The organism is Pelodictyon luteolum, assembly GCF_001622165.1.
Lineage (GTDB): Bacteria > Bacteroidota > Chlorobiia > Chlorobiales > Chlorobiaceae > Chlorobium > Chlorobium luteolum_B.
Genome location: NZ_LVWG01000016.1, coordinates 64,557 through 82,501 on the forward strand (window position 1 = coordinate 64,557; position 17,945 = coordinate 82,501).

Annotated in this window: 19 protein-coding genes and 1 pseudogene; all 20 read left to right on the forward strand. The window is 58.0% G+C overall.

Translation table 11 applies throughout. From position 1 onward, the window contains the following. The first annotated feature begins 2 nt into the window (after window positions 1-2). Window positions 3-2,870 carry a molybdopterin-dependent oxidoreductase gene (locus A3K90_RS01865; RefSeq protein WP_303680895.1) on the forward strand — a complete coding sequence of 956 codons (2,868 nt, stop codon included), beginning with the start codon at window positions 3-5 and terminating at the stop codon, window positions 2,868-2,870. Between the two features lie 97 nt (window positions 2,871-2,967). Then, window positions 2,968-3,911, forward strand: a pseudogene (locus tag A3K90_RS01870) (sulfite exporter TauE/SafE family protein). After that, complete coding sequence (locus A3K90_RS01875; protein WP_303680896.1) at window positions 3,908-4,336, forward strand: hypothetical protein; 429 nt, start codon at window positions 3,908-3,910, stop codon at window positions 4,334-4,336. Before A3K90_RS01870 ends, A3K90_RS01875 begins: the two are co-directional and overlap by 4 nt. Before the next feature lie 158 nt (window positions 4,337-4,494). Then, window positions 4,495-5,004 carry a DsrE/DsrF/DrsH-like family protein gene (locus tag A3K90_RS01880; protein ID WP_303680897.1) on the forward strand — a complete coding sequence of 170 codons (510 nt, stop codon included), beginning with the start codon at window positions 4,495-4,497 and terminating at the stop codon, window positions 5,002-5,004. 23 nt (window positions 5,005-5,027) lie between these two features. Then, window positions 5,028-5,501 carry a rhodanese-like domain-containing protein gene (locus A3K90_RS01885; RefSeq protein ID WP_303680898.1) on the forward strand — a complete coding sequence of 158 codons (474 nt, stop codon included), beginning with the start codon at window positions 5,028-5,030 and terminating at the stop codon, window positions 5,499-5,501. 52 nt (window positions 5,502-5,553) lie between these two features. Beyond that, on the forward strand, window positions 5,554-5,790 hold the full coding sequence (locus A3K90_RS01890) for a sulfurtransferase TusA family protein (protein ID WP_303680899.1): 237 nt from the start codon (window positions 5,554-5,556) through the stop codon (window positions 5,788-5,790). A 3-nt stretch (window positions 5,791-5,793) separates the two neighbouring features. Then, window positions 5,794-7,230: a cobyrinate a,c-diamide synthase gene (locus A3K90_RS01895; RefSeq protein WP_303680900.1), complete on the forward strand. Its 1,437-nt coding sequence runs from the start codon at window positions 5,794-5,796 to the stop codon at window positions 7,228-7,230. Window positions 7,231-7,509: 279 nt separating this feature from the next. Next, window positions 7,510-7,845, forward strand: a complete 336-nt coding sequence (locus A3K90_RS01900) for a TusE/DsrC/DsvC family sulfur relay protein (protein WP_011356801.1) — start codon at window positions 7,510-7,512, stop codon at window positions 7,843-7,845. A 59-nt stretch (window positions 7,846-7,904) separates the two neighbouring features. Next, window positions 7,905-9,158 (forward strand): dissimilatory-type sulfite reductase subunit alpha, encoded by a 1,254-nt coding sequence (dsrA, locus tag A3K90_RS01905; protein WP_303680901.1) that lies wholly within the window; start codon window positions 7,905-7,907, stop codon window positions 9,156-9,158. A 140-nt stretch (window positions 9,159-9,298) separates the two neighbouring features. Continuing rightward, window positions 9,299-10,378: a dissimilatory-type sulfite reductase subunit beta gene (gene dsrB / locus A3K90_RS01910; protein WP_303680902.1), complete on the forward strand. Its 1,080-nt coding sequence runs from the start codon at window positions 9,299-9,301 to the stop codon at window positions 10,376-10,378. A 17-nt stretch (window positions 10,379-10,395) separates the two neighbouring features. Further along, on the forward strand, window positions 10,396-12,132 hold the full coding sequence (locus tag A3K90_RS01915) for an NAD(P)-binding protein (protein WP_303680903.1): 1,737 nt from the start codon (window positions 10,396-10,398) through the stop codon (window positions 12,130-12,132). Window positions 12,133-12,190: 58 nt separating this feature from the next. After that, window positions 12,191-12,562 (forward strand): hypothetical protein, encoded by a 372-nt coding sequence (locus tag A3K90_RS01920; RefSeq protein ID WP_303680904.1) that lies wholly within the window; start codon window positions 12,191-12,193, stop codon window positions 12,560-12,562. A 42-nt stretch (window positions 12,563-12,604) separates the two neighbouring features. Next, complete coding sequence (gene tusD / locus A3K90_RS01925) at window positions 12,605-12,964, forward strand: sulfurtransferase complex subunit TusD (protein ID WP_303680905.1); 360 nt, start codon at window positions 12,605-12,607, stop codon at window positions 12,962-12,964. A 6-nt stretch (window positions 12,965-12,970) separates the two neighbouring features. Beyond that, window positions 12,971-13,339: a sulfurtransferase complex subunit TusC gene (gene tusC / locus A3K90_RS01930; protein ID WP_303680906.1), complete on the forward strand. Its 369-nt coding sequence runs from the start codon at window positions 12,971-12,973 to the stop codon at window positions 13,337-13,339. A 56-nt stretch (window positions 13,340-13,395) separates the two neighbouring features. Next, on the forward strand, window positions 13,396-13,689 hold the full coding sequence (gene tusB, locus A3K90_RS01935; RefSeq protein ID WP_303680968.1) for a sulfurtransferase complex subunit TusB: 294 nt from the start codon (window positions 13,396-13,398) through the stop codon (window positions 13,687-13,689). 26 nt (window positions 13,690-13,715) lie between these two features. Beyond that, complete coding sequence (locus A3K90_RS01940; RefSeq protein ID WP_303680907.1) at window positions 13,716-14,159, forward strand: hypothetical protein; 444 nt, start codon at window positions 13,716-13,718, stop codon at window positions 14,157-14,159. After that, window positions 14,156-15,151, forward strand: a complete 996-nt coding sequence (gene dsrM / locus A3K90_RS01945) for a sulfate reduction electron transfer complex DsrMKJOP subunit DsrM (RefSeq protein WP_303680908.1) — start codon at window positions 14,156-14,158, stop codon at window positions 15,149-15,151. Before A3K90_RS01940 ends, dsrM begins: the two co-directional genes overlap by 4 nt. A gap of 2 nt (window positions 15,152-15,153) precedes the next feature. Continuing rightward, window positions 15,154-16,803 carry a sulfate reduction electron transfer complex DsrMKJOP subunit DsrK gene (gene dsrK, locus A3K90_RS01950; RefSeq protein WP_303680909.1) on the forward strand — a complete coding sequence of 550 codons (1,650 nt, stop codon included), beginning with the start codon at window positions 15,154-15,156 and terminating at the stop codon, window positions 16,801-16,803. Then, window positions 16,793-17,173, forward strand: a complete 381-nt coding sequence (gene dsrJ, locus A3K90_RS01955; protein WP_303680910.1) for a sulfate reduction electron transfer complex DsrMKJOP subunit DsrJ — start codon at window positions 16,793-16,795, stop codon at window positions 17,171-17,173. Before dsrK ends, dsrJ begins: the two co-directional genes overlap by 11 nt. Beyond that, window positions 17,173-17,928, forward strand: a complete 756-nt coding sequence (gene dsrO, locus A3K90_RS01960) for a sulfate reduction electron transfer complex DsrMKJOP subunit DsrO (protein ID WP_303680911.1) — start codon at window positions 17,173-17,175, stop codon at window positions 17,926-17,928. Before dsrJ ends, dsrO begins: the two co-directional genes overlap by 1 nt. Window positions 17,929-17,945: the final 17 nt, after the last annotated feature.

The window sequence follows — 17,945 nt, forward strand, 5'->3', positions numbered from 1 at the left end:
GCATGAGTTACAAGCATAAACCAACCCTCATAGAGACACTTGCCGAGAAGGTCGGCATCATTGCGGACCTGCACAGCGAAACCTCGACCGGCGCCGTCCCGATGCCCATTGAAGGCCCTCCGGCGGCGTGCCCTCCCCCTGAAAAATGGGACAGCTGGGTGGAGTACGATTCAAAAAGCTGGCCGGAACGCAAGTCGAACGAGTACATGCTCATCCCTACCGCATGTTTCAACTGCGAGGCGGGTTGCGGACTGCTTGCCTACGTGGACAAGAAGGACATGAAGATCCGCAAGCTGGTCGGCAACCCCTATCATCCTGCAAGCCGCGGGCGCAACTGTGCCAAGGGCCCCGCAACTCTCAACCAGGTCGAAGATCAGGACCGCGTCCTCTACCCGATGAAACGGGTCGGCAAGCGGGGGGCAGGACAGTGGCAGCGGGTCAGCTGGGACAGCGTGCTCGATGATATTGCCGGTCGCATGCGAAAGGCCATCATGGAAGGCCGCAACAACGAAATCTCCTATCATGTCGGCCGTCCGGGTCACGACGGGTTCATGGAGTGGGTGTTCCGTGCCTGGAATGTCGATGGCCACAACAGCCACACCAATGTATGCTCCTCGGGCGCCCGGTTCGGGTACGCCATCTGGGAGGGGTTCGACCGTCCTTCGCCGGACCATGCCAACGCCAAGTTCATTCTGCTCGTGAGCGCCCACCTCGAGTCGGGCCATTACTTCAACCCTCACGCACAGCGCATCGTTGAAGCCCGCATGAAAGGTGCCAAGCTCGCAGTCCTCGACCCTCGCCTCTCCAACACTGCAAGCATGTCCGACTACTGGATGCCGACCTACCCCGGCACCGAACCGGCCGTGATGCTCGCCATGGCGAAGGTGATTATCGAAGAGGGCCTCTACAACCGCGACTACCTGGAAAACTGGGTGAACTGGAAAGAGTACCTTGCCAACGAATATCCCGGCTCACAGGTTTCGTTTGAGGCGTTTATCGAGGCCCTTGCCAAAGAGTACGCAAAGTACACTCCGGAGTATGCCGAGAAAGAGAGCGGCGTTCCTGCCTCCACGATCATCGATGTCGCCCGCCAGATTGGCGCGGCCGGTACGCAGTTCTCCACCCATGTATGGCGCAGCGCCAGCAGTGGCAACCTCGGTGGCTGGGCCGTGTCGCGTACCCTTCATTTCCTCAACGTACTTACCGGCAGCGTCGGCACGGTTGGTGGTACCGCGCCGAGCGCATGGAACAAGTTCAAGCCGACCGTACCTGCCAACCCAAAGCCCCAGACGCACTGGAACGAGCTGCACCTCCCGAACGAGTATCCGCTCGCGCACTTTGAAATGAGTTTTCTGCTTCCGCATTTCCTCAAGGAAGGCCGCGGTAAGCTTGACGTCTACTTCACAAGGGTATTCAACCCCGTATGGACATACCCCGACGGCTTTTCCTGGATCGAAGCCCTTGAAGATGAATCGAAGATCGGGATGCACGCGGCCCTCACCCCGACCTGGAGCGAGACTGCATACTTCGCCGACTACGTACTTCCGATGGGCCACTCACCCGAACGCCACGACATCATCAGCTATGAAACCCATGCAGGGAAGTGGATTGCGTTCCGTCAGCCGGTGCTGAGGGTCGCAAGCGAGAAGATGGGCAAGCCGGTTACCTTCACCTGGGAGGCGAACCCCGGCGAGGTATGGGAAGAGGACGAGTTCTGGATCGAGCTTACCTGGCGCATCGACCCCGACGGAAGCCTCGGTATCCGAGAGCATGTGACCTCTCCCTACCGTCCCGGAGAGAAGATTACGATCGGTGAATACTACCGCTACATCTTCGAGCACACACCCGGCCTCACCGAGGCTGCAGCAAAAGAGGGGCTCGGAGCATTCGAGTATATGCAGAAGTTCGGTGCATTCGAGATTGAGACCAAGGTTTATGATGTGAACCGGAAAGCACCAGCGGCATCTGAGCTGGATGGATCGGCTGTCGACCCCGAGAGCGGCCTCATCACCAAAAACGGCAAGGCTGTCGGCGTGGAGGTAAAGGGTGAATCATGCACCGGGTTTCCTACCCCATCGCGCAAGCAGGAGTTCTACTCCCAGACCATGGTCGACTGGAAATGGCCTGAGTACCGGCTTCCCGGTTACATCAAGAGCCATATCCATGAGGAGAAGATGGATCATAGCAAAGGAGAGTTCGTTCTTGTACCGACTTTCCGCCTGCCGGTGCTCATCCACTCGCGTTCCGGCAACGCCAAGTGGCTTGCTGAAATCGCCCACCGAAATCCTGTCTGGGTGAACGCCACCGATGCCGAAATGCTTGGACTGGAAAACGGCCAGCTGATCAGGGTCAATACCGACATAGGGTTCTTCATCAACCGCGCCCTTGTGACCGAAGGCATCCGCCCCGGCGTGCTTGCCTGTTCGCACCACATAGGCCGCTGGCGGCGTGAAGAGGATGCATCCTGCAACCGCTGGGCTGCCAATACCGTGAAGATCACCAAGGAGGGTGGCTCGAAGTGGAAGATGCGGGTTGAAAAGGATGTGCAGGCACACGAGAGCGCCGATGCCGATACATCGAGGATCTTCTGGAGCGACGGCGGTGTTCATCAGAATATCACCTTCCCTGTGCATCCCGACCCGATCAGCGGCATGCACTGCTGGCACCAGAAGGTCCGCATTGAGCCCGCGCATGAAGGTGATGAGTACGGGGATGTGTTCGTCGACACCGACCGTTCGCAGGCCGTTTACCGCGAGTGGCTCGCAATGACGAGGCCGGCCCCGGGCCCCGGCGGCCTCCGCCGTCCGCTCTGGCTGAACCGTCCGTTCCGTCCCGAGGAAAAGACCTTCTACCTGAACGAGGGGAAATAACCCCCGAAATGCAGCGGCTGGTCTCCCATCCTGCCGCTGCCCCTCCAGGGGGGCCTCGCCCTAACGTATTTATTCATCGACTACAGGAGTTTCAGTTATGCCGGTACCGACCAGGACTCTTTCCGTGGCCTCATTTGCGCTGCTGCTGCTTCTTTTAATTCCCTCCACGCTGCTGGCTGCTGGGCCGGAAGCGGCCTTTGAGGCCGCATGGTGGGTATGGGTGCTGCTGCTTTTCTTTTTTCGTTTGTTCTCGGCATTTTCGCTGTGCTTGCGGGTGTCGGCGGCGGGGTGCTCTTTGTCCCCATCGTCAGCAGCTTCTTTCCTTTTCATCTCGACTATGTGAGAGGGGCGGGTTTGATGGTCGCGCTTTCAGGTGCCATCTCCGCAGGCGCGCCTTTGATGCGCAAGGGGTTGGCTGACCTGAAGCTCGGACTCCCCATGGCCCTCATCGGTTCCGTGAGTTCGATTGCCGGTGCCATGGTCGGCCTCTCGCTTCCGGCAGAGACGGTTCAGCTGCTGCTCGGCATCGTCATTGTCGCCATCGCCACCATAATGTTTCTGTCGGGCAAGTCCGGCTATCCCGAGGTGAAGGTTCCGGACGCCCTCTCAAAAGCACTGCACATTTCCGGTATCTATTATGAAGAGTCTATCAAGAAGGAGATCTCCTGGCAGGTTCACCGCACGCCGCTGAGTCTTGTCTTTTTTCTCATGATCGGCTTCATCGGCGGGATGTTCGGTCTTGGTGCCGGTTTTGCCAACGTACCGGTATTCAACCTTCTCATGGGAGTGCCCCTCAAGGTGTCAGTAGCCACGAGCGGCCTGGTGCTCTCGATCAACGGGGCGGCTGCCGCTTGGGTGTATATGTTCAAGGGCGCCATGCTTCCGCTGATCGCCGTCCCCTCGATCGGCGGCATGATGCTCGGTTCGAAAATCGGAGCGAAGCTCCTTACGAAAGTCAACACCGGTTCAGTCCGCGTCATAGTGGTCAGCATGCTTGCTGTTGCCGGTATTCGTTCACTCTTAAAAGGATTTGGGATATGAACCAGGATACACTGGGAAAACCGCCGGTTCAGAATGAGCAGCTAGCCTATGCCGGTGTGCTCGATAAGCTCTCACACTTCGCCATGCTTTTCCTCGGGGGGAGTTACGCCGCTTACGTGTTTCTTCTGCTTCCTCAGAAAGTCTCAATCAACGCCATGGCTGCCAACTGGCACCTGAAGGCATCGGTCATGCAGGAAAAGCTCAACGCCCCGGTCGGATGGTCGTTTATGGCCAGCCCGGAGAGCTTTCTGCGAGGGGACGCTTTGAGTTATCTGGCCATCATCATGATCTGCATGATCCCGGTCGTCTGCCTGCTCTTCACCGCCCCCGCCTTTTTCCGGGAAAAACGCCCGATCTTCGGCGTCATCGCTCTTCTCCAGGTGCTTATCCTGCTCGTTGCAGCTACAGGCATGCTCGTGCGGTAAGTGGCCGGCCCTTTAAAAATCCACCTTTTTTTTGGTGGTTACCCGCGCTTTTATTATCATCTATATAATTACTCGGTTATATAGTTATTATTGGGGGGGCGACGGGTTATGCCCTCCCTCCGCAACAACCCAACCACGTTCAACACTGGAGGACCACCATGGCTGAAACAAAAAAACTGGCAATCATCGCTTCACAGGGAACCCTCGACTGGGCTTACCCTCCGTTCATCCTTGCTTCGACGGCCGCAGCAATGGACATGGAAGCGGTGGTGTTCTTTACATTCTATGGCCTGCCGCTTCTCAAAAAGGAGATTGACGCCAAGGTTGCTCCGCATACCAACCCTGCCATGCCGATGAAGATGCCGTTCGGCAGCAAGGATTTCCAGTCAATCAACTGGCCGGTGCCAAACATCATTTCCGGCAACATTCCGGGCTTTGACAGCATGGCAACCTCGCTCATGAAAGAGACTTTCAAAAAGAAGGGTGTGGCCACCGTCGAGCAGCTCCGTGAGATGTGCCAGGAAGCTGGCGTGCGTTTCATCGCCTGCCAGATGACTATGGAGGTGTTCGGTTTCTCGAAAGATGAATTCATCGACGGTGTCGAGTACGGCGGTGCGGCCACCTTTCTCGAGTATGCTGCCGATGCCGACATCTCGCTGTTTATCTGAGGGCAACCACACCGCTGAATCCGATGCCAACCTTTTCCGAACTGGTCGAAGAGTGCCTGCGCGACGTGCGTGAAATCATGCCCTGGACCCTCGTTGAGCGCATGGAGAAGAATTCCAATCTCCTCATTCTCGACGTGCGTGAGTCTTATGAGTATGCGGCCATGCATATCGAAGGATCCGTCAGTGTCCCGAGGGGGATACTGGAGGCGGCCTGCGAATGGGGGTATGAGGATACTCTGCCCGAACTTGCCTGCGGTCGAGAGCGTGAAATCGTCGTGGTGTGTCGTTCCGGCAGACGGAGCGTTCTTGCCGCGCACTCGATGCAGCGGCTGGGTTTCCAGAGCGTAGTGTCGCTGCGTACCGGTCTGCGGGGGTGGAACGACTATGAAGAGCCGCTCGTTCACGCCGATGGCTCGGTGGTCGGAACCGACGATGCCGATATTTTTTTCCTGAGCCGCGTCAGGGCGGAGCAGATGCCCCCGAAGGACAGGGGCTGAAGAACAAAACGTGTTATTTGACAACCAACAATACAAACAAGGAGATACAACCATGAGCGCAATCGCTGCCGCAGCTGAACTGGACTGCAAAGGACTTAACTGCCCTCTTCCGATTCTCAAGACAAAGAAAGCCATCGACGCACTCCAGAGCGGAGAGGTGCTGAAGATGACTGCTACTGATCCCGGCTCTGTCAACGACATGGCTTCCTGGGCCAACCGAACCGGGAATGAGGTTGTCGAGCATACCGAGGACGGCGGTGCCCACACCTTCTTTATCCGCAAGAAATAAGTGGTGCAGGTGAAGAAAAATGAAGCTGTGATCCCAAGGCTGATGGTGTCGGCTCCCGGCAAAAGTTCCGGAAAGACCACCATTACGCTTGCTCTTACGCACGCATTTTCCGCTGCGGGTGACAGGGTCATGTGTTTCAAGAAGGGACCCGACTATATCGATCCGGCCTGGCATCGCCTGGCCGGTGCGGAGGAGTCGCGGAACCTTGACCCCTGGATGATGGGCGATGACGGCTGCATGCAGTCGTTTTCGCGTTACGCCCTCCGGGGTGCGGCGGTACTCAATCTCATCGAAGGCAACCACGGTCTCCACGACGGTATTTCTCTTGACGGATCTGACAGTAGTGCAGGTCTGGCTTCAATGCTCAAGGCACCGGTACTGCTCGTCGTCGACGCATTGAGTGCCGGGCGCGGCATTGCCGCAATCGTCATGGGCATGCAGCAGATGGAGCCGCGAGCAGACATCTGCGGAGTGGTGCTCAACCGGGTCCGCACAAAGCGTCAGGGCGAAAAACAGCGACTTGCAATCGAGCGTTACTGCAAGGTGCCGGTGCTTGGTGCCATTCCGGTCGATGAACGTCTTGTCATTCCGGAGCGCCATCTGGGTCTCACGACGGTTGACGAAAGCGGCGAGGGTGCCGAAGCTGCCATCCGAAGTGCATCGGAAACCGTTGCCGCTCATTGTGATATGGAGGCCATCCGAAACATCTGTTTTTCCGCTTCATCCTTTCCTCTCGAAGATATGCCTGAAGCGGAAGCAGGGATTCCGCTCTCCGGACGTGCTCGAATCGGAGTCTTCCGGGACCGGGCATTCTGCTTCTATTATCCCGAAAACCTCGAAGCCCTCCGGAATCGTGGTGCAGAGCTTGTGTTCATCGACTCAATGAAGGACAGGAAGCTCCCAGTGCTCGACGGACTCTATCTTGGCGGAGGATTTCCTGAATCATTTATTGACGAAATCGCAGCCAACCTCACCCTCTGCGACAGCGTCCGCCAAGCTGTGGAATCAGGCATGCCGCTTTACGCGGAGTGCGGCGGCCTCATTTATCTTTCATCAGGAGCTACCTGGAACGGGAAACGGCATCAGCTTGTCGGTGTTCTCCCTTTGGAAATCGACTTCCAGAAGCATCCTGCAGGTCATGGCTACCTGGAGCTCAAAAGTCTTCATTGCTCGCCGTGGTTCAGCGAAAGCGAGCGGGTTCGTGCCCACGAATTCCATTACTCGAAGGCTGTTGCCATCAACGGACGTCCCCAATGGCAGTTCGATGTGGTCCGTGGTACCGGTATCAGCGGGGATTATGACGGGATTCTCCAGGGGAACCTGTTTGCCTCATACGCTCACATCCATGCCGTTGCGACTCCCGGATGGGCGGAAACGTTCGTGTCCCTCTCGGCCCTGTTTCGATCTTCCAGTCGTTCCTGCACGACCAAATCTGCCTGAAAACGGGCTCCCTCCGTATGTCGGTGGTGTTCCTGCTGAATTTTTTTCACTGTAAGGATAAAAAAATCTTTAGAGAGCTTGTAAATCACCTCTCGTTTTAGTAACTATATTACTGAATAGTTATATTTGTCTTTAGTTAAGCAGGTTCGGATCGAAAAAATGCAGTCCGGATTTGGAAAATCGGCCCCTCTTGCTTAATTATATAACTATATGGTTATATTAATGAGTGCAGAACTCTAGTCATTCTTTTCAAACAAACATCATCAAAAGGAGAGGACCATGGGCATCACCATCAACGGAGTCACCGTAGAAACTGACGAGAACGGCTACCTCGTCAATCTTGAAGACTGGACCGAGGAGATCGCCGGCAAACTCGCCGAAGGCGAAGAGATCGATATGAAAGACGAGCACTGGGCGCTCGTGAAGTTCCTCAGGAACTACTACGACGAGTACCAGATTGCCCCGGCTGTCAAGGTGCTCACCAAGGCCATCGCTGCCGAACAGGGCATCGACAAGAAAGAGGCCAGCGAGTTCCTCTACGGACTCTTCCCGAAAGGTCCTGCGTTGCAGGCTTGTAAGGTGGCAGGACTTCCGAAGCCGACCGGCTGCGTGTAACCAAACAGCAAAAACGGCCATCGGCCTCAATCTACAGAGACATTAAAGGAGGAGAAAAAATGGAAGAAGCGAAAGGTGCGGGTTCATGCGGATCGCATCAGTGCGGACACTCCGGCGGAGGGTGCGGTGACAAGTTCCTGAACCCCACGCCGATGCTTGATGAACTCGAAAACGGCCCCTGGCCGAGTTTCGTCGGTGGCTTCAAAGAGCTTGCGGAGCGGACGAAAAAGCCGATGCTACGCGGTGTGATGGATCAGCTTGAGTATTCATACAATACCAAGATGGGATACTGGAAAGGCGGTCTGGTGACGGTAGACGGCTACGGCGCCGGCGTCATCACCCGGTACTCGATGATCAAAGACAAGATTCCCGAGGCCTCAGAGTTCCACACCATGCGCATCCAGCCCGCTCCGGGCCTCCACTACAATACCGAGATGCTTCGTGAGCTCTGCGATATCTGGGAGGAGTACGGAAGCGGCATCATCACCCTGCATGGCCAGACCGGCGACATCATGCTTCAGGGTATTGAGCAGGACAAGGTGCAGGAGTGTTTTGACCGGCTCAATGAAAAAGGCTGGGATCTCGGTGGTGCAGGTGCCGGCATGCGTACCGCTGTGTCGTGCGCGGGCCCGGCACGTTGCGAACAGGCCTGCTACGACAACCTTGAACTCCATCTGCAGGCGCTGCGTCACTTTGTCAGCCAGCTCCACCGTCCGGAGTGGAACTACAAGATCAAGTTCAAGTTTTCGGCCTGCCCGAACGACTGCACCAATGCCATCATGCGCTCCGATCTTGCCGTCATCGGTACCTGGAAGGATGCTATCCAGGTGGACGAGCCTGCCCTCAAGGAGTGGATTGAGAAGAACGGTGTCGATGCGCTGGTCAACCAGGTCATCAATCTCTGTCCGACCCGGGCAATCACGCTCGAGAACGGCGGAATGAAGATCGAGACCCGCGACTGCGTGCGCTGTATGCACTGCCTGAATGTCATGCCGAAGGCGCTCTCTCCTGGAAAAGAACGCGGTATTTCACTGCTCATGGGCGGAAAAAACACCCTCAAGGTCGGCGTCAACATGGGTTCGCTTATCATCCCCTTCATGAAAATGGAGACGGACGAGGACCGCGAAGCCTTCATGGAACTGGTCGAAGAGATTATCGACTGGTGGGATGACAATGGGCTCGACCACGAGCGGATCGGTGAGAGCATTGAGCGTGTCGGGCTGAAGCAGTTCCTCGAAGGTGTAGGCATTGAAGTCGACATCAACCAGGTTGCCCGCCCCCGCGACAACCCCTATTTCAAGGCGAAATACTAAGAGGGCCCCTAAGAGTCAATTAAGCCAACAACCAAGAGGCGGCCGCACCCCCGGCCCCGGGCCTTCCCCTTCAGGGAGGGCCGGGCGGAGCGAGGGCACGAGTCCGGCGGCCGACAGGCAAAACAAGAACGGAAACAAACATGAGCAGTCCTGAAAGAACCTGGAAGACCATAGAGTCAGGCCCCCATACCTACCAGGAGGCCCTTCACCCTGTGGTGAGAAAGAACTACGGCAAGTGGAAGTACCATGAAATCCCCCGTCCCGGCGTACTCAAGCACGTGGCTGAAAGCGGAGATGCCATTTACACCGTTCGTGCGGGCACCCCTCGCCAGGATACGGTCGACATGGTCCGCAGGCTCTGTGAAGTCGCTGACCGCTTCAGTGACGGCCATCTCCGCTTCACCGTCCGCAACAACGTGGAGTTCCTGACCCCGAACCCGGATAACGTCGAACCGATGATCAGGGAGCTCGAGTCGATGGGCTTCCCTGTCGGCGGAGCCGGCAACTGCGTCTCCTCGGTGTCGCACACCCAGGGGTGGCTGCACTGCGACATTCCGGCGACCGACGCCTCCGGTGTAGTGAAGTCGATGATGGATACCCTTTACCACGAGTTCAAGCACATGGAGATGCCCAACAAGGTTCGCCTTTCCACCTCCTGCTGCTCGATCAACTGCGGTGGCCAGGCCGATATCGCCGTTGTCGTGAAGCATACCCGTCCGCCGCGCATCAACCACGACCACCTGTCGATGGTCTGCGAGCTCCCCAAAGCAGTCGCCCGTTGCCCTGTCGCCGCCATCCGGCCGACGGTGGTCGACGGCAAGCGCTCGCTGATGGTCGATGAGGCAAAATGCATCTGCTGCGGAGCCTGCTTCGGTGCCTGTCCGGCCATGGAGATCAACCATCCCGAGCACTCGAAGTTCGCAATCTGGGTCGGCGGCAAGAACAGCAATGCCCGATCGAAACCCTCGACGATGAGCATCGTCGCCCACAATCTTCCCAACAATCCGCCCCGCTGGCCCGAGGTCACCGACGCAGTCGGCAGAATCCTCACAGCATACAAGGCAGGCGGTCGCCCCTGGGAGCGCGTCGGCGAATGGATCAACCGCATCGGATGGAAGCGGTTCTTCGAAGAGACGGGCCTGACCTTTGACGAGGACATGATCGACAGCTACCGTCACGCGAGAACCACCTTCAACCAGTCGGCCCATGTCCGCTTTTAGCCAAAGGAGATACTTTCATGCAGGTAGAATCAAATCCAATTCTTGACTTCGCGACGAACTGGACGTTTCCCGCTTACAGCGAGCTTACGGGTGAGGACAAGATCGTTGCGTTCGGGGACCACAGCCACAAGTGTCCGGTTTACGTGCGTCAGATGCCGCCCTGCTCGGCCGAGTGCCCTGCAGGCGAGGACATCAGGGGCATCAACCGGCTCCTGAACGGTGTTGACCCGTCGGATGATCCATTGAAGGCTGCCTGGCAAAGGGCTGTCGATACCAACCCCTTCCCCGCGGTCATGGGCAGGATCTGTCCCCATCCGTGCCAGGGTGGCTGCAACCGTCAGTATCATGACGGAAGCGTCTCAATCAACGCGGTCGAGCAGGCCATCGGCAACTACGGCATCGAAAAAGGGCTCCAGCTGCCGGCACCGGGCCCTGATTCCGGAAAGCGCGTTGCTGTGGTAGGCGGTGGCCCTGCAGGGCTCTCTGCCGCATACCAGCTACGCCGCATGGGACACGCAGTCACCATTTACGACGCCAATCAGAAACTCGGCGGCATGGTGCTCTACGGCATCATGGGCTACCGTGTCGACAGGAAAGTCCTGGATACGGAAATCGGCCGCATTACGGCGCTCGGCATCGAGACGAAGATGGGGGCGCGGGTCGGCCGCGACATTACGCTGGCCGAGCTGGAAAAAGAATATGACGCCGTGTTCCTCGGCATCGGCGCTCAGGTCGGGCGCTCCCTTCCCGTTCCGGGATTCGAGGGCAGCCGCTCGGCCACCAATGCCATCGAGTTCCTTCGCAACTATGAGGTTATGGGGGACAATGTGCCGGTGGGCAGGAAGGTTGTCGTCATCGGTGACGGTAACGTGGCCATGGATGTGGCCCGCCTCGCTCTCCGCCTCGGCTCGGAGGCCATTCTGGTATCGGGTGTCCCCCGCGACGAGATGGCCTGCTTTGACAACGAGTTTCTGGACGCAGTCCGGGAAGGCACGACGGTCCACTACATGAGCGGTACTGTGGAGGTTCTGCGCGACGGCGAGGCTGTCCGGGGCCTCCGCTGCTCTAAGATGGTGAAGAAAGAGAAAGGTGAGGAGGGGTGGAACTCCCCGATCCCGTTCCTCCGCTACAAGAGCACCGGCGAGACCTTCGATATCGATGCCGATATGGTGGTTGCCGCCATCGGTCAGGGTGCCGATTTCAGCGGTCTTGATGGCGTGATCGGCAGCGGACCCTGGATGAAGGTCGACCGCAACTTCCGCATCCCCGGCCGTGAAAACGTGTTCGGCGGAGGCGACGCACTGAAAGTGGATCTCATCACGACGGCAGTCGGCCACGGGCGCAAAGCCGCCGAGTCGATCGACGCCTTCCTGAAAGGAGAGCCGCTTCCCGAACCGGTGCGCCGCGAGGTGACGAAGGCCCAGAAGCAGGATCTTCTCTACTTCCTTCCCGCAGCGCCCGCCACGCGGGTGAACCGCGAGCTTGAAGCAGTAGTGGGCAACCATGATGAACTGCTTGAGGCACTTTCGCCCGAACAGGTGAAGGCCGAGTCGGAGCGCTGCATGAGCTGTGGTCTCTGTTTTGACTGCAAGCAGTGCGTGTCGTTCTGTCCGCAGGAAGCCGTGCTTCGACACCGCGACAACCCCGCAGGGGAGAAGGTGGAAACCGACTATGTGAAATGTGTAGGCTGCCATATCTGCTCGCTGGTCTGCCCCTCAGGGTATATCCAGATGGGCATGGGCGACGGCCTGTAACCCTCAACACCCGACCCCGCCGCTCTTGTTGCGGCGGGATACGGACAACAGGAAAACCATGTACGAAGAACTCATAGCCCGGATTACCCGGGCCGTGGACGCATCGGAAAAGTGGGCGGAAAACGGATGGGCGGTCTCCTTCGGCCCTCGGGGTGAAGTCGTATCGAACCTCAAGTCGGCCGAAGCCCTCGGCCGTACCATTTCGTTCAGGCGCGAGGCGGTCAATTACTGGAAGCAGGTCCGGCTTACAGGCCAGGATGCAGCCGCATCCGGCCGGAAGGCGCTCCGGGCTCTTGAGGCGGGCGACGAACCCGCAGCACTGGATGCGCTTTATTTCTGCCGCTACATCGAGGCTCCGTTCGCCCTTCAGGCAAAAACCTGGGGACCGCTCTATGACGGCCTTGCCGCCAAAACCGCTTGCTGCTGTTGAGCGGATCCCGGGCATCGACAACAATCAAAACAGAGGAATAAGGTGAACATAGGAATTCTTCTCAAGGAAGGGCCATACAACCATCAGGCCTCCGACACGGCGTACAAGTTCGCCGAAGCGGCCATCCAGAAAGGCCACAGGATCGACGCCGTCTTCCTGTACAACGACGGGGTCATCAATGCGACCAAACTCGGCGATCCGCCGCAGGACGACCGCAACATCGCTGAGCGCTGGAGTGCCCTTGCGACCGAGCACGGCTTCGAAGTGCTGGCCTGCATCGCCGCATCCAAGAGGCGCGGCATCACTGACGAACTGATGATCAGGGGCGGCTCCATAACGGGGCTCGGCACCCTTACCGACATCGCCATCCGCAACGACAGACTGTTAACCTTCGGAGACTGAACCATCATGGAAGAGAACATCAAAAAGATCATGCACGTGATGCGCCGTGCTCCCCACGGTTCGATCTACACCTATGAGGGGCTCGAGATGATCCTCATCATGGCTGCCTATGAACAGGACCTTTCGGTCGCCTTCATCGGCGATGGGGTCTACGCCCTGAAAAAAGGGCAGGAGACAGAGGGCATTTCCATGAAGGGATTCGCGAAAACCTTCATGGCCCTCGACGGCTATGATGTGGAAAAGCTCTATGTCGACCGTACCTCGCTTGACGAACGCGGCCTCACCGAAGAGGATCTGCTTGTCGACGTGGAGGTGCTCGACTCGGCCGAAATCGGCCGGAGGATGAACGAACAGGACGTCGTCATCCACCACTGAAGGGCGCTTCCCCGGGGGAGAGCCTGAACAGCAACCATTGAATCTTGAAAGCTATCATGCTGCACACCATCAATAAATCACCCTTTGAAAGCCCGTCGATGCAGGAGTGCATACGCTTTGCGGCACCCGGCGATCCCGTGCTTTTCATCGAGAACGGCGTCTATGCCGTCCAGTCCTCGGGCCGTTATGCATCCGACATCGCAACCCTCCTGAAGACCAACCCGGTCTATGCCCTCCAGCCGGATCTCGAGGCACGCGCCATCGGATCCCTCGTCGAGGGCGTCAAGACGGTTGGCTACGACGGGTTCGTGGACCTCGTCGAAGTCCACCGGGTCAACAGCTGGCTCTGAACACACTTTATTTATCGTATCGCATTATGATGAACAACTGGAAGCAGGCGGTCTCCCTGAACCGGACTGCGGTGCTCGACCGCTGGAGCAGCGCCGGACTCGGGATGTTCCCTGAACATATGTCCCGGGCGACACCGGCCGGCGAGGCGCTCGCCGATGCCATGGGGACGGTGCTTGACAACATCGGCGGCGGAGTCGACTGCCGGGAGGGGATTGAGCGTCTCACCCGCATCTTTGCCGTCCAGCCTCTTCCTCCATCGAAGTCTCTCGCTCTCTTCGGTGCCCTTTGCGACCTCATACAGGAGTTCATCCCGGAGGATGCCGGGCGCGAGGCATGCCGCCGCCGTATGGACGAGATGACGCTCGAAGCGTTCGACTGTTTCATGGAAAACCGTGAGAACATCTATCGCCTAAAAGTCGACGAGGCGCGCAGCCAGATGCACATGCTGCTAAGGAGGGCCGTTTCATGAAAAAAGTATTCATGCCCCTCGTGATGGTTGCCGTCCTCTCATGCATTCCGTATGTAGGAGTCGCCTACTTCGGCATGGGTTATCTGTTCGGCGTCATCATCCCTTATCTTGCTGTCCTGCTTTTTGTGGCAGGATTTGCCTGGAGGATGTACGATTGGCTGAGCCGTCCGGTGCCGTTCTGCATCACTACCACCTGCGGTCAGGAGAAATCACTCGACTGGATCAAGCACCAGAAACTTGAAAGCCCCGCCACGAAGTGGCAGGCGGCCCTTCGCGTGATGATGGAGGTGCTCTTTTTCCGTTCGCTGTTCCGCAACACCAAAGCCGAGCTCCATACGGGTCCGCAGCTGGCCTACGCTTCGAGCAAGTGGCTCTGGATGGGCGGGCTGGCCTTCCACTGGTCGCTGCTTCTTATCGGTCTGCGCCACGCACGCTTCTTTTTCATTGAGCCGCCCCTTGTCGTGCAGCTCATCGAGCGTACCGACCGCTTTTTTGAGCTCACACTGCCGGCCTTCTACATGACGGACGCCATCGTGCTTGCAGCCATCACGTACCTTGTCGCCAGACGCCTGCGCGATGCGAAGATGCGGATCATTTCTCTGCAGACCGATTTCTTCCCGCTCTTCCTCATCGGCGGCATCGTCCTTGCAGGCATGTCGATGCGCTACGTTGCCAAGGTCGACGTGCTCGCTATCAAGGCGCTGATGATGAACCTTGCCGCCTTCAGTTTCGATGCGCCCGGTTCGATCAGTCCGCTCTTCTACATCCACCTGTTCCTTGCTTCGGTGCTGGCGGTTTACTTCCCATTCAGCAAGCTGATGCATGCCGGGGCGATTTTCCTCAGCCCTACGCGCAATCTGGCTAATAACAGCCGCGAAAAGCGGCATGTAAACCCGTGGAACAAGAAAATCAAGTTCCGTACCTACAGCGAGTACGAGGATGATTACCGGGAAAAGATGAAAAAAGCCGGACTTCCGGTTGAAAAGGACTGATCATGTCAAAATACGCACCAAAAAAAAACCAGCTCACCCGCGAGTTCCTGGAAAAACCCAGCCCCCTGAAAGGCGATTACGCTCGCCAGGAGTGGTGGGATATGCCGGTCGAGTTCCGCGACGGAAACTGGTGCCACTCAGCCAAGCCTGAAGTGCTCGGAGAGATCGGCTTTCCGAATCCCCGCAAATGGGCGGCTCCTGATGACGACTGGCAGCTTCCCGAGGGGTGGGAGAAGACTATCCACGAGGGACTGAAAGAGCGCCTGAAAAAGTTCCGCTCGCTGAAGCTCTATCTTGACGCCTGCGTGCGCTGCGGAGCATGCGCCGACAAGTGCCATTTCTTCCTCGGCACCGGCGACCCGAAGAACATGCCGGTCATTCGCGCCGAGCTGCTCCGCTCGGTCTACCGGAACGATTTCCCCATGGTGGAGAAAATCCTGAAAGGGTTTTCCGGGTCGAGGAAGCTGACGCAGGAGGTCATCAAGGAGTGGCATATGTACTTTTATCAGTGTACCGAGTGCCGCCGCTGCTCCGTGTTCTGCCCGCTCGGCATCGATACGGCCGAGATTACGATGGTGGCGCGTGAACTATTGAACCTGATCGGCGTCAACAACAACTGGATCCTTGCCCCGGTCGCCAACTGCAACCGCACCGGCAACCATCTCGGCATCGAGCCGCACACATTCGTCCAGAACATCGAATCGCTGGTCGATGACATCGAGGATCTTACCGGCGTGACGGTGAACCCCACCTTCAACCGCAAGGGGGCCGAAGTGCTTTTCATCACCCCTTCGGGCGATGTGTTCGGAGACCCCGGAGTCTATACCATGATGGGTTACATGCTGCTTTTCGAGCACATCGGCCTTGACTACACCATCAGCACCTACGCCTCCGAGGGGGGAAACTTCGGACTCTTCACCACGAACGACATGATGAAGAAGCTGAACGCAAAAATGTACCACGAGGCCGAGCGGCTTAAGGTAAAATGGGTCCTCGGCGGCGAGTGCGGCCACATGTGGCGCGTCGTTCACCAGTACATGAATACGATGAACGGGCCGGCCGGATTCCTCGAGCAGCCGGTCTCTCCGGTCACCGGCACGAAGTTCACGAATGCGGCTGCAACCAAGATGGTGCACATTGCCGAGTTCACCGCCGATCTCATCCATAACAACAAGCTGAAACTGGACCCGAGCCGCAACGACCATCTCCGCACCACCTTCCACGACTCCTGCAACGTGGCGCGCGGCATGGGCATGTTCGAAGAGCCCCGTTACGTCCTGAACAATGTCTGCAACTCGTTCAACGAGATGCCGGAAGACACCATCCGCGAGCGGACGTTCTGCTGTGGTTCGGGCAGCGGCATCAATGCCGAAGAGTTCATGGAGATGCGTATGCGCGGCGGATTCCCTCGTGCCAATGCGGTGCGCCACGTCAAGAAGTCGCACCGGGTCAACTCGCTGGTGACCATCTGCGCCATCGACCGTGCGACCCTGCCCTCCCTCATGCGCTATTGGAACCCCGGTGTGACCGTCTACGGTCTGCACGAGCTGGTGGGCAACGCGCTGGTGATGCAGGGCGAGAAAAAGAGGACCGTGGATTTGAGGGAGAATCCGATGGCCGGAAAAGGCGAGGGGGAGAGCGATGATGCATAAGAACACACTCATCGGACTGGTCATCGTGGCCATGCTTGCCGCAGCGGCTTACCTTGCCACGGGCGCCGAAACAAGGGATGCTTCCCCGGCGGCTGATTCTGGTACAGCGGACAGCACTGTCTGCATATACCCTAAAGAGTACATGCAGACCCATCATATGCAGGTGCTGGCTGACTGGAAAGAACATGCAGCCCATGAAGGGCCCGATGCCTTCATGAAGACACCCGATGGGCGGCGGTTCCAGAAGGATCTCGCCACCTGCCTTGGCTGCCACGACAACAACCGCTTTTTCTGCTTCAGCTGCCACAACTACGCAAACGTGAAGCCGAACTGCTGGAACTGCCACATATCTCCACAAGATCTACCGTGATGAACGAAGAGAGAAGGACATTCATGAGGAAAGCGGGACTCGGCCTCATTGCCGGACTGGGAGCTGCTTCGGGTATCCTCAGCAACCCGCTCTTTGAGCGTGTATCTGCTTCCGCGTGGGCTTCCTCCCCAAAACAGCCGGGCAGGCGCTGGGGAATGGTGATCGATACACGCCGCTGCCCCGAAGGCTGCACGACATGCCTCGATGCCTGCCGCAGGAGCCATAATGTGCCCACATTCAGCGACCCGCGCCGACAGGTTGAGTGGATCCATAAGGAGGATGGGCGCGCACTTCTCGGTACTGCGTGCGCCACGAAGCAGGCGATTCCCGCCCTCTGCAACCACTGTGCAGAGCCGAGCTGCGTGAGGGCGTGTCCAACGGACTCGATCTTCCGGAGAAAGGACGGCATTGTCGCCATCGATTACCACCGCTGCATCGGCTGCCGTTCCTGTATGCTTGCGTGCCCGTACGGAGAGGTCAGTTTCAACTGGAGCGACCCCCGCCCGGCTATCAAGGAACCGACTCCCGAATATCCGACGAGAGAGCAGGGTGTCGTCGAGAAGTGCAGCTTCTGTTCCGACCGCCTGAAAAAAGGCCTTGAACCCTCATGCTCGAGCCAGTGCCCTGAAGGGGCGATGACATTCGGTGACCTCAACGACCCCAAGTCCGCCGTAAGCAGGCTGCTAGGGTCGAACGAGACGATGCGGCGCAAGCCGGAGCTCGGCACCGAACCGTCGGTATTCTACATCATTTAAGGAACACAAGACAGGAA

Excerpts from the sequence above, each read along its gene's own strand:
- A3K90_RS01865 (WP_303680895.1), top strand. The coding sequence starts at position 3 with ATGAGTTACAAGCATAAACCAACCCTCATAGAGACACTTGCCGAGAAG.
- A3K90_RS01875 (WP_303680896.1), top strand. The coding sequence starts at position 3,908 with ATGAACCAGGATACACTGGGAAAACCGCCGGTTCAGAATGAGCAGCTA.
- A3K90_RS01880 (WP_303680897.1), top strand. The coding sequence starts at position 4,495 with ATGGCTGAAACAAAAAAACTGGCAATCATCGCTTCACAGGGAACCCTC.
- A3K90_RS01885 (WP_303680898.1), top strand. The coding sequence starts at position 5,028 with ATGCCAACCTTTTCCGAACTGGTCGAAGAGTGCCTGCGCGACGTGCGT.
- A3K90_RS01890 (WP_303680899.1), top strand. The coding sequence starts at position 5,554 with ATGAGCGCAATCGCTGCCGCAGCTGAACTGGACTGCAAAGGACTTAAC.
- A3K90_RS01900 (WP_011356801.1), top strand. The coding sequence starts at position 7,510 with ATGGGCATCACCATCAACGGAGTCACCGTAGAAACTGACGAGAACGGC.
- dsrA (WP_303680901.1), top strand. The coding sequence starts at position 7,905 with ATGGAAGAAGCGAAAGGTGCGGGTTCATGCGGATCGCATCAGTGCGGA.
- dsrB (WP_303680902.1), top strand. The coding sequence starts at position 9,299 with ATGAGCAGTCCTGAAAGAACCTGGAAGACCATAGAGTCAGGCCCCCAT.
- A3K90_RS01915 (WP_303680903.1), top strand. The coding sequence starts at position 10,396 with ATGCAGGTAGAATCAAATCCAATTCTTGACTTCGCGACGAACTGGACG.
- A3K90_RS01920 (WP_303680904.1), top strand. The coding sequence starts at position 12,191 with ATGTACGAAGAACTCATAGCCCGGATTACCCGGGCCGTGGACGCATCG.
- tusC (WP_303680906.1), top strand. The coding sequence starts at position 12,971 with ATGGAAGAGAACATCAAAAAGATCATGCACGTGATGCGCCGTGCTCCC.
- tusB (WP_303680968.1), top strand. The coding sequence starts at position 13,396 with ATGCTGCACACCATCAATAAATCACCCTTTGAAAGCCCGTCGATGCAG.
- A3K90_RS01940 (WP_303680907.1), top strand. The coding sequence starts at position 13,716 with ATGATGAACAACTGGAAGCAGGCGGTCTCCCTGAACCGGACTGCGGTG.
- dsrM (WP_303680908.1), top strand. The coding sequence starts at position 14,156 with ATGAAAAAAGTATTCATGCCCCTCGTGATGGTTGCCGTCCTCTCATGC.
- dsrK (WP_303680909.1), top strand. The coding sequence starts at position 15,154 with ATGTCAAAATACGCACCAAAAAAAAACCAGCTCACCCGCGAGTTCCTG.
- dsrJ (WP_303680910.1), top strand. The coding sequence starts at position 16,793 with ATGATGCATAAGAACACACTCATCGGACTGGTCATCGTGGCCATGCTT.
- dsrO (WP_303680911.1), top strand. The coding sequence starts at position 17,173 with ATGAACGAAGAGAGAAGGACATTCATGAGGAAAGCGGGACTCGGCCTC.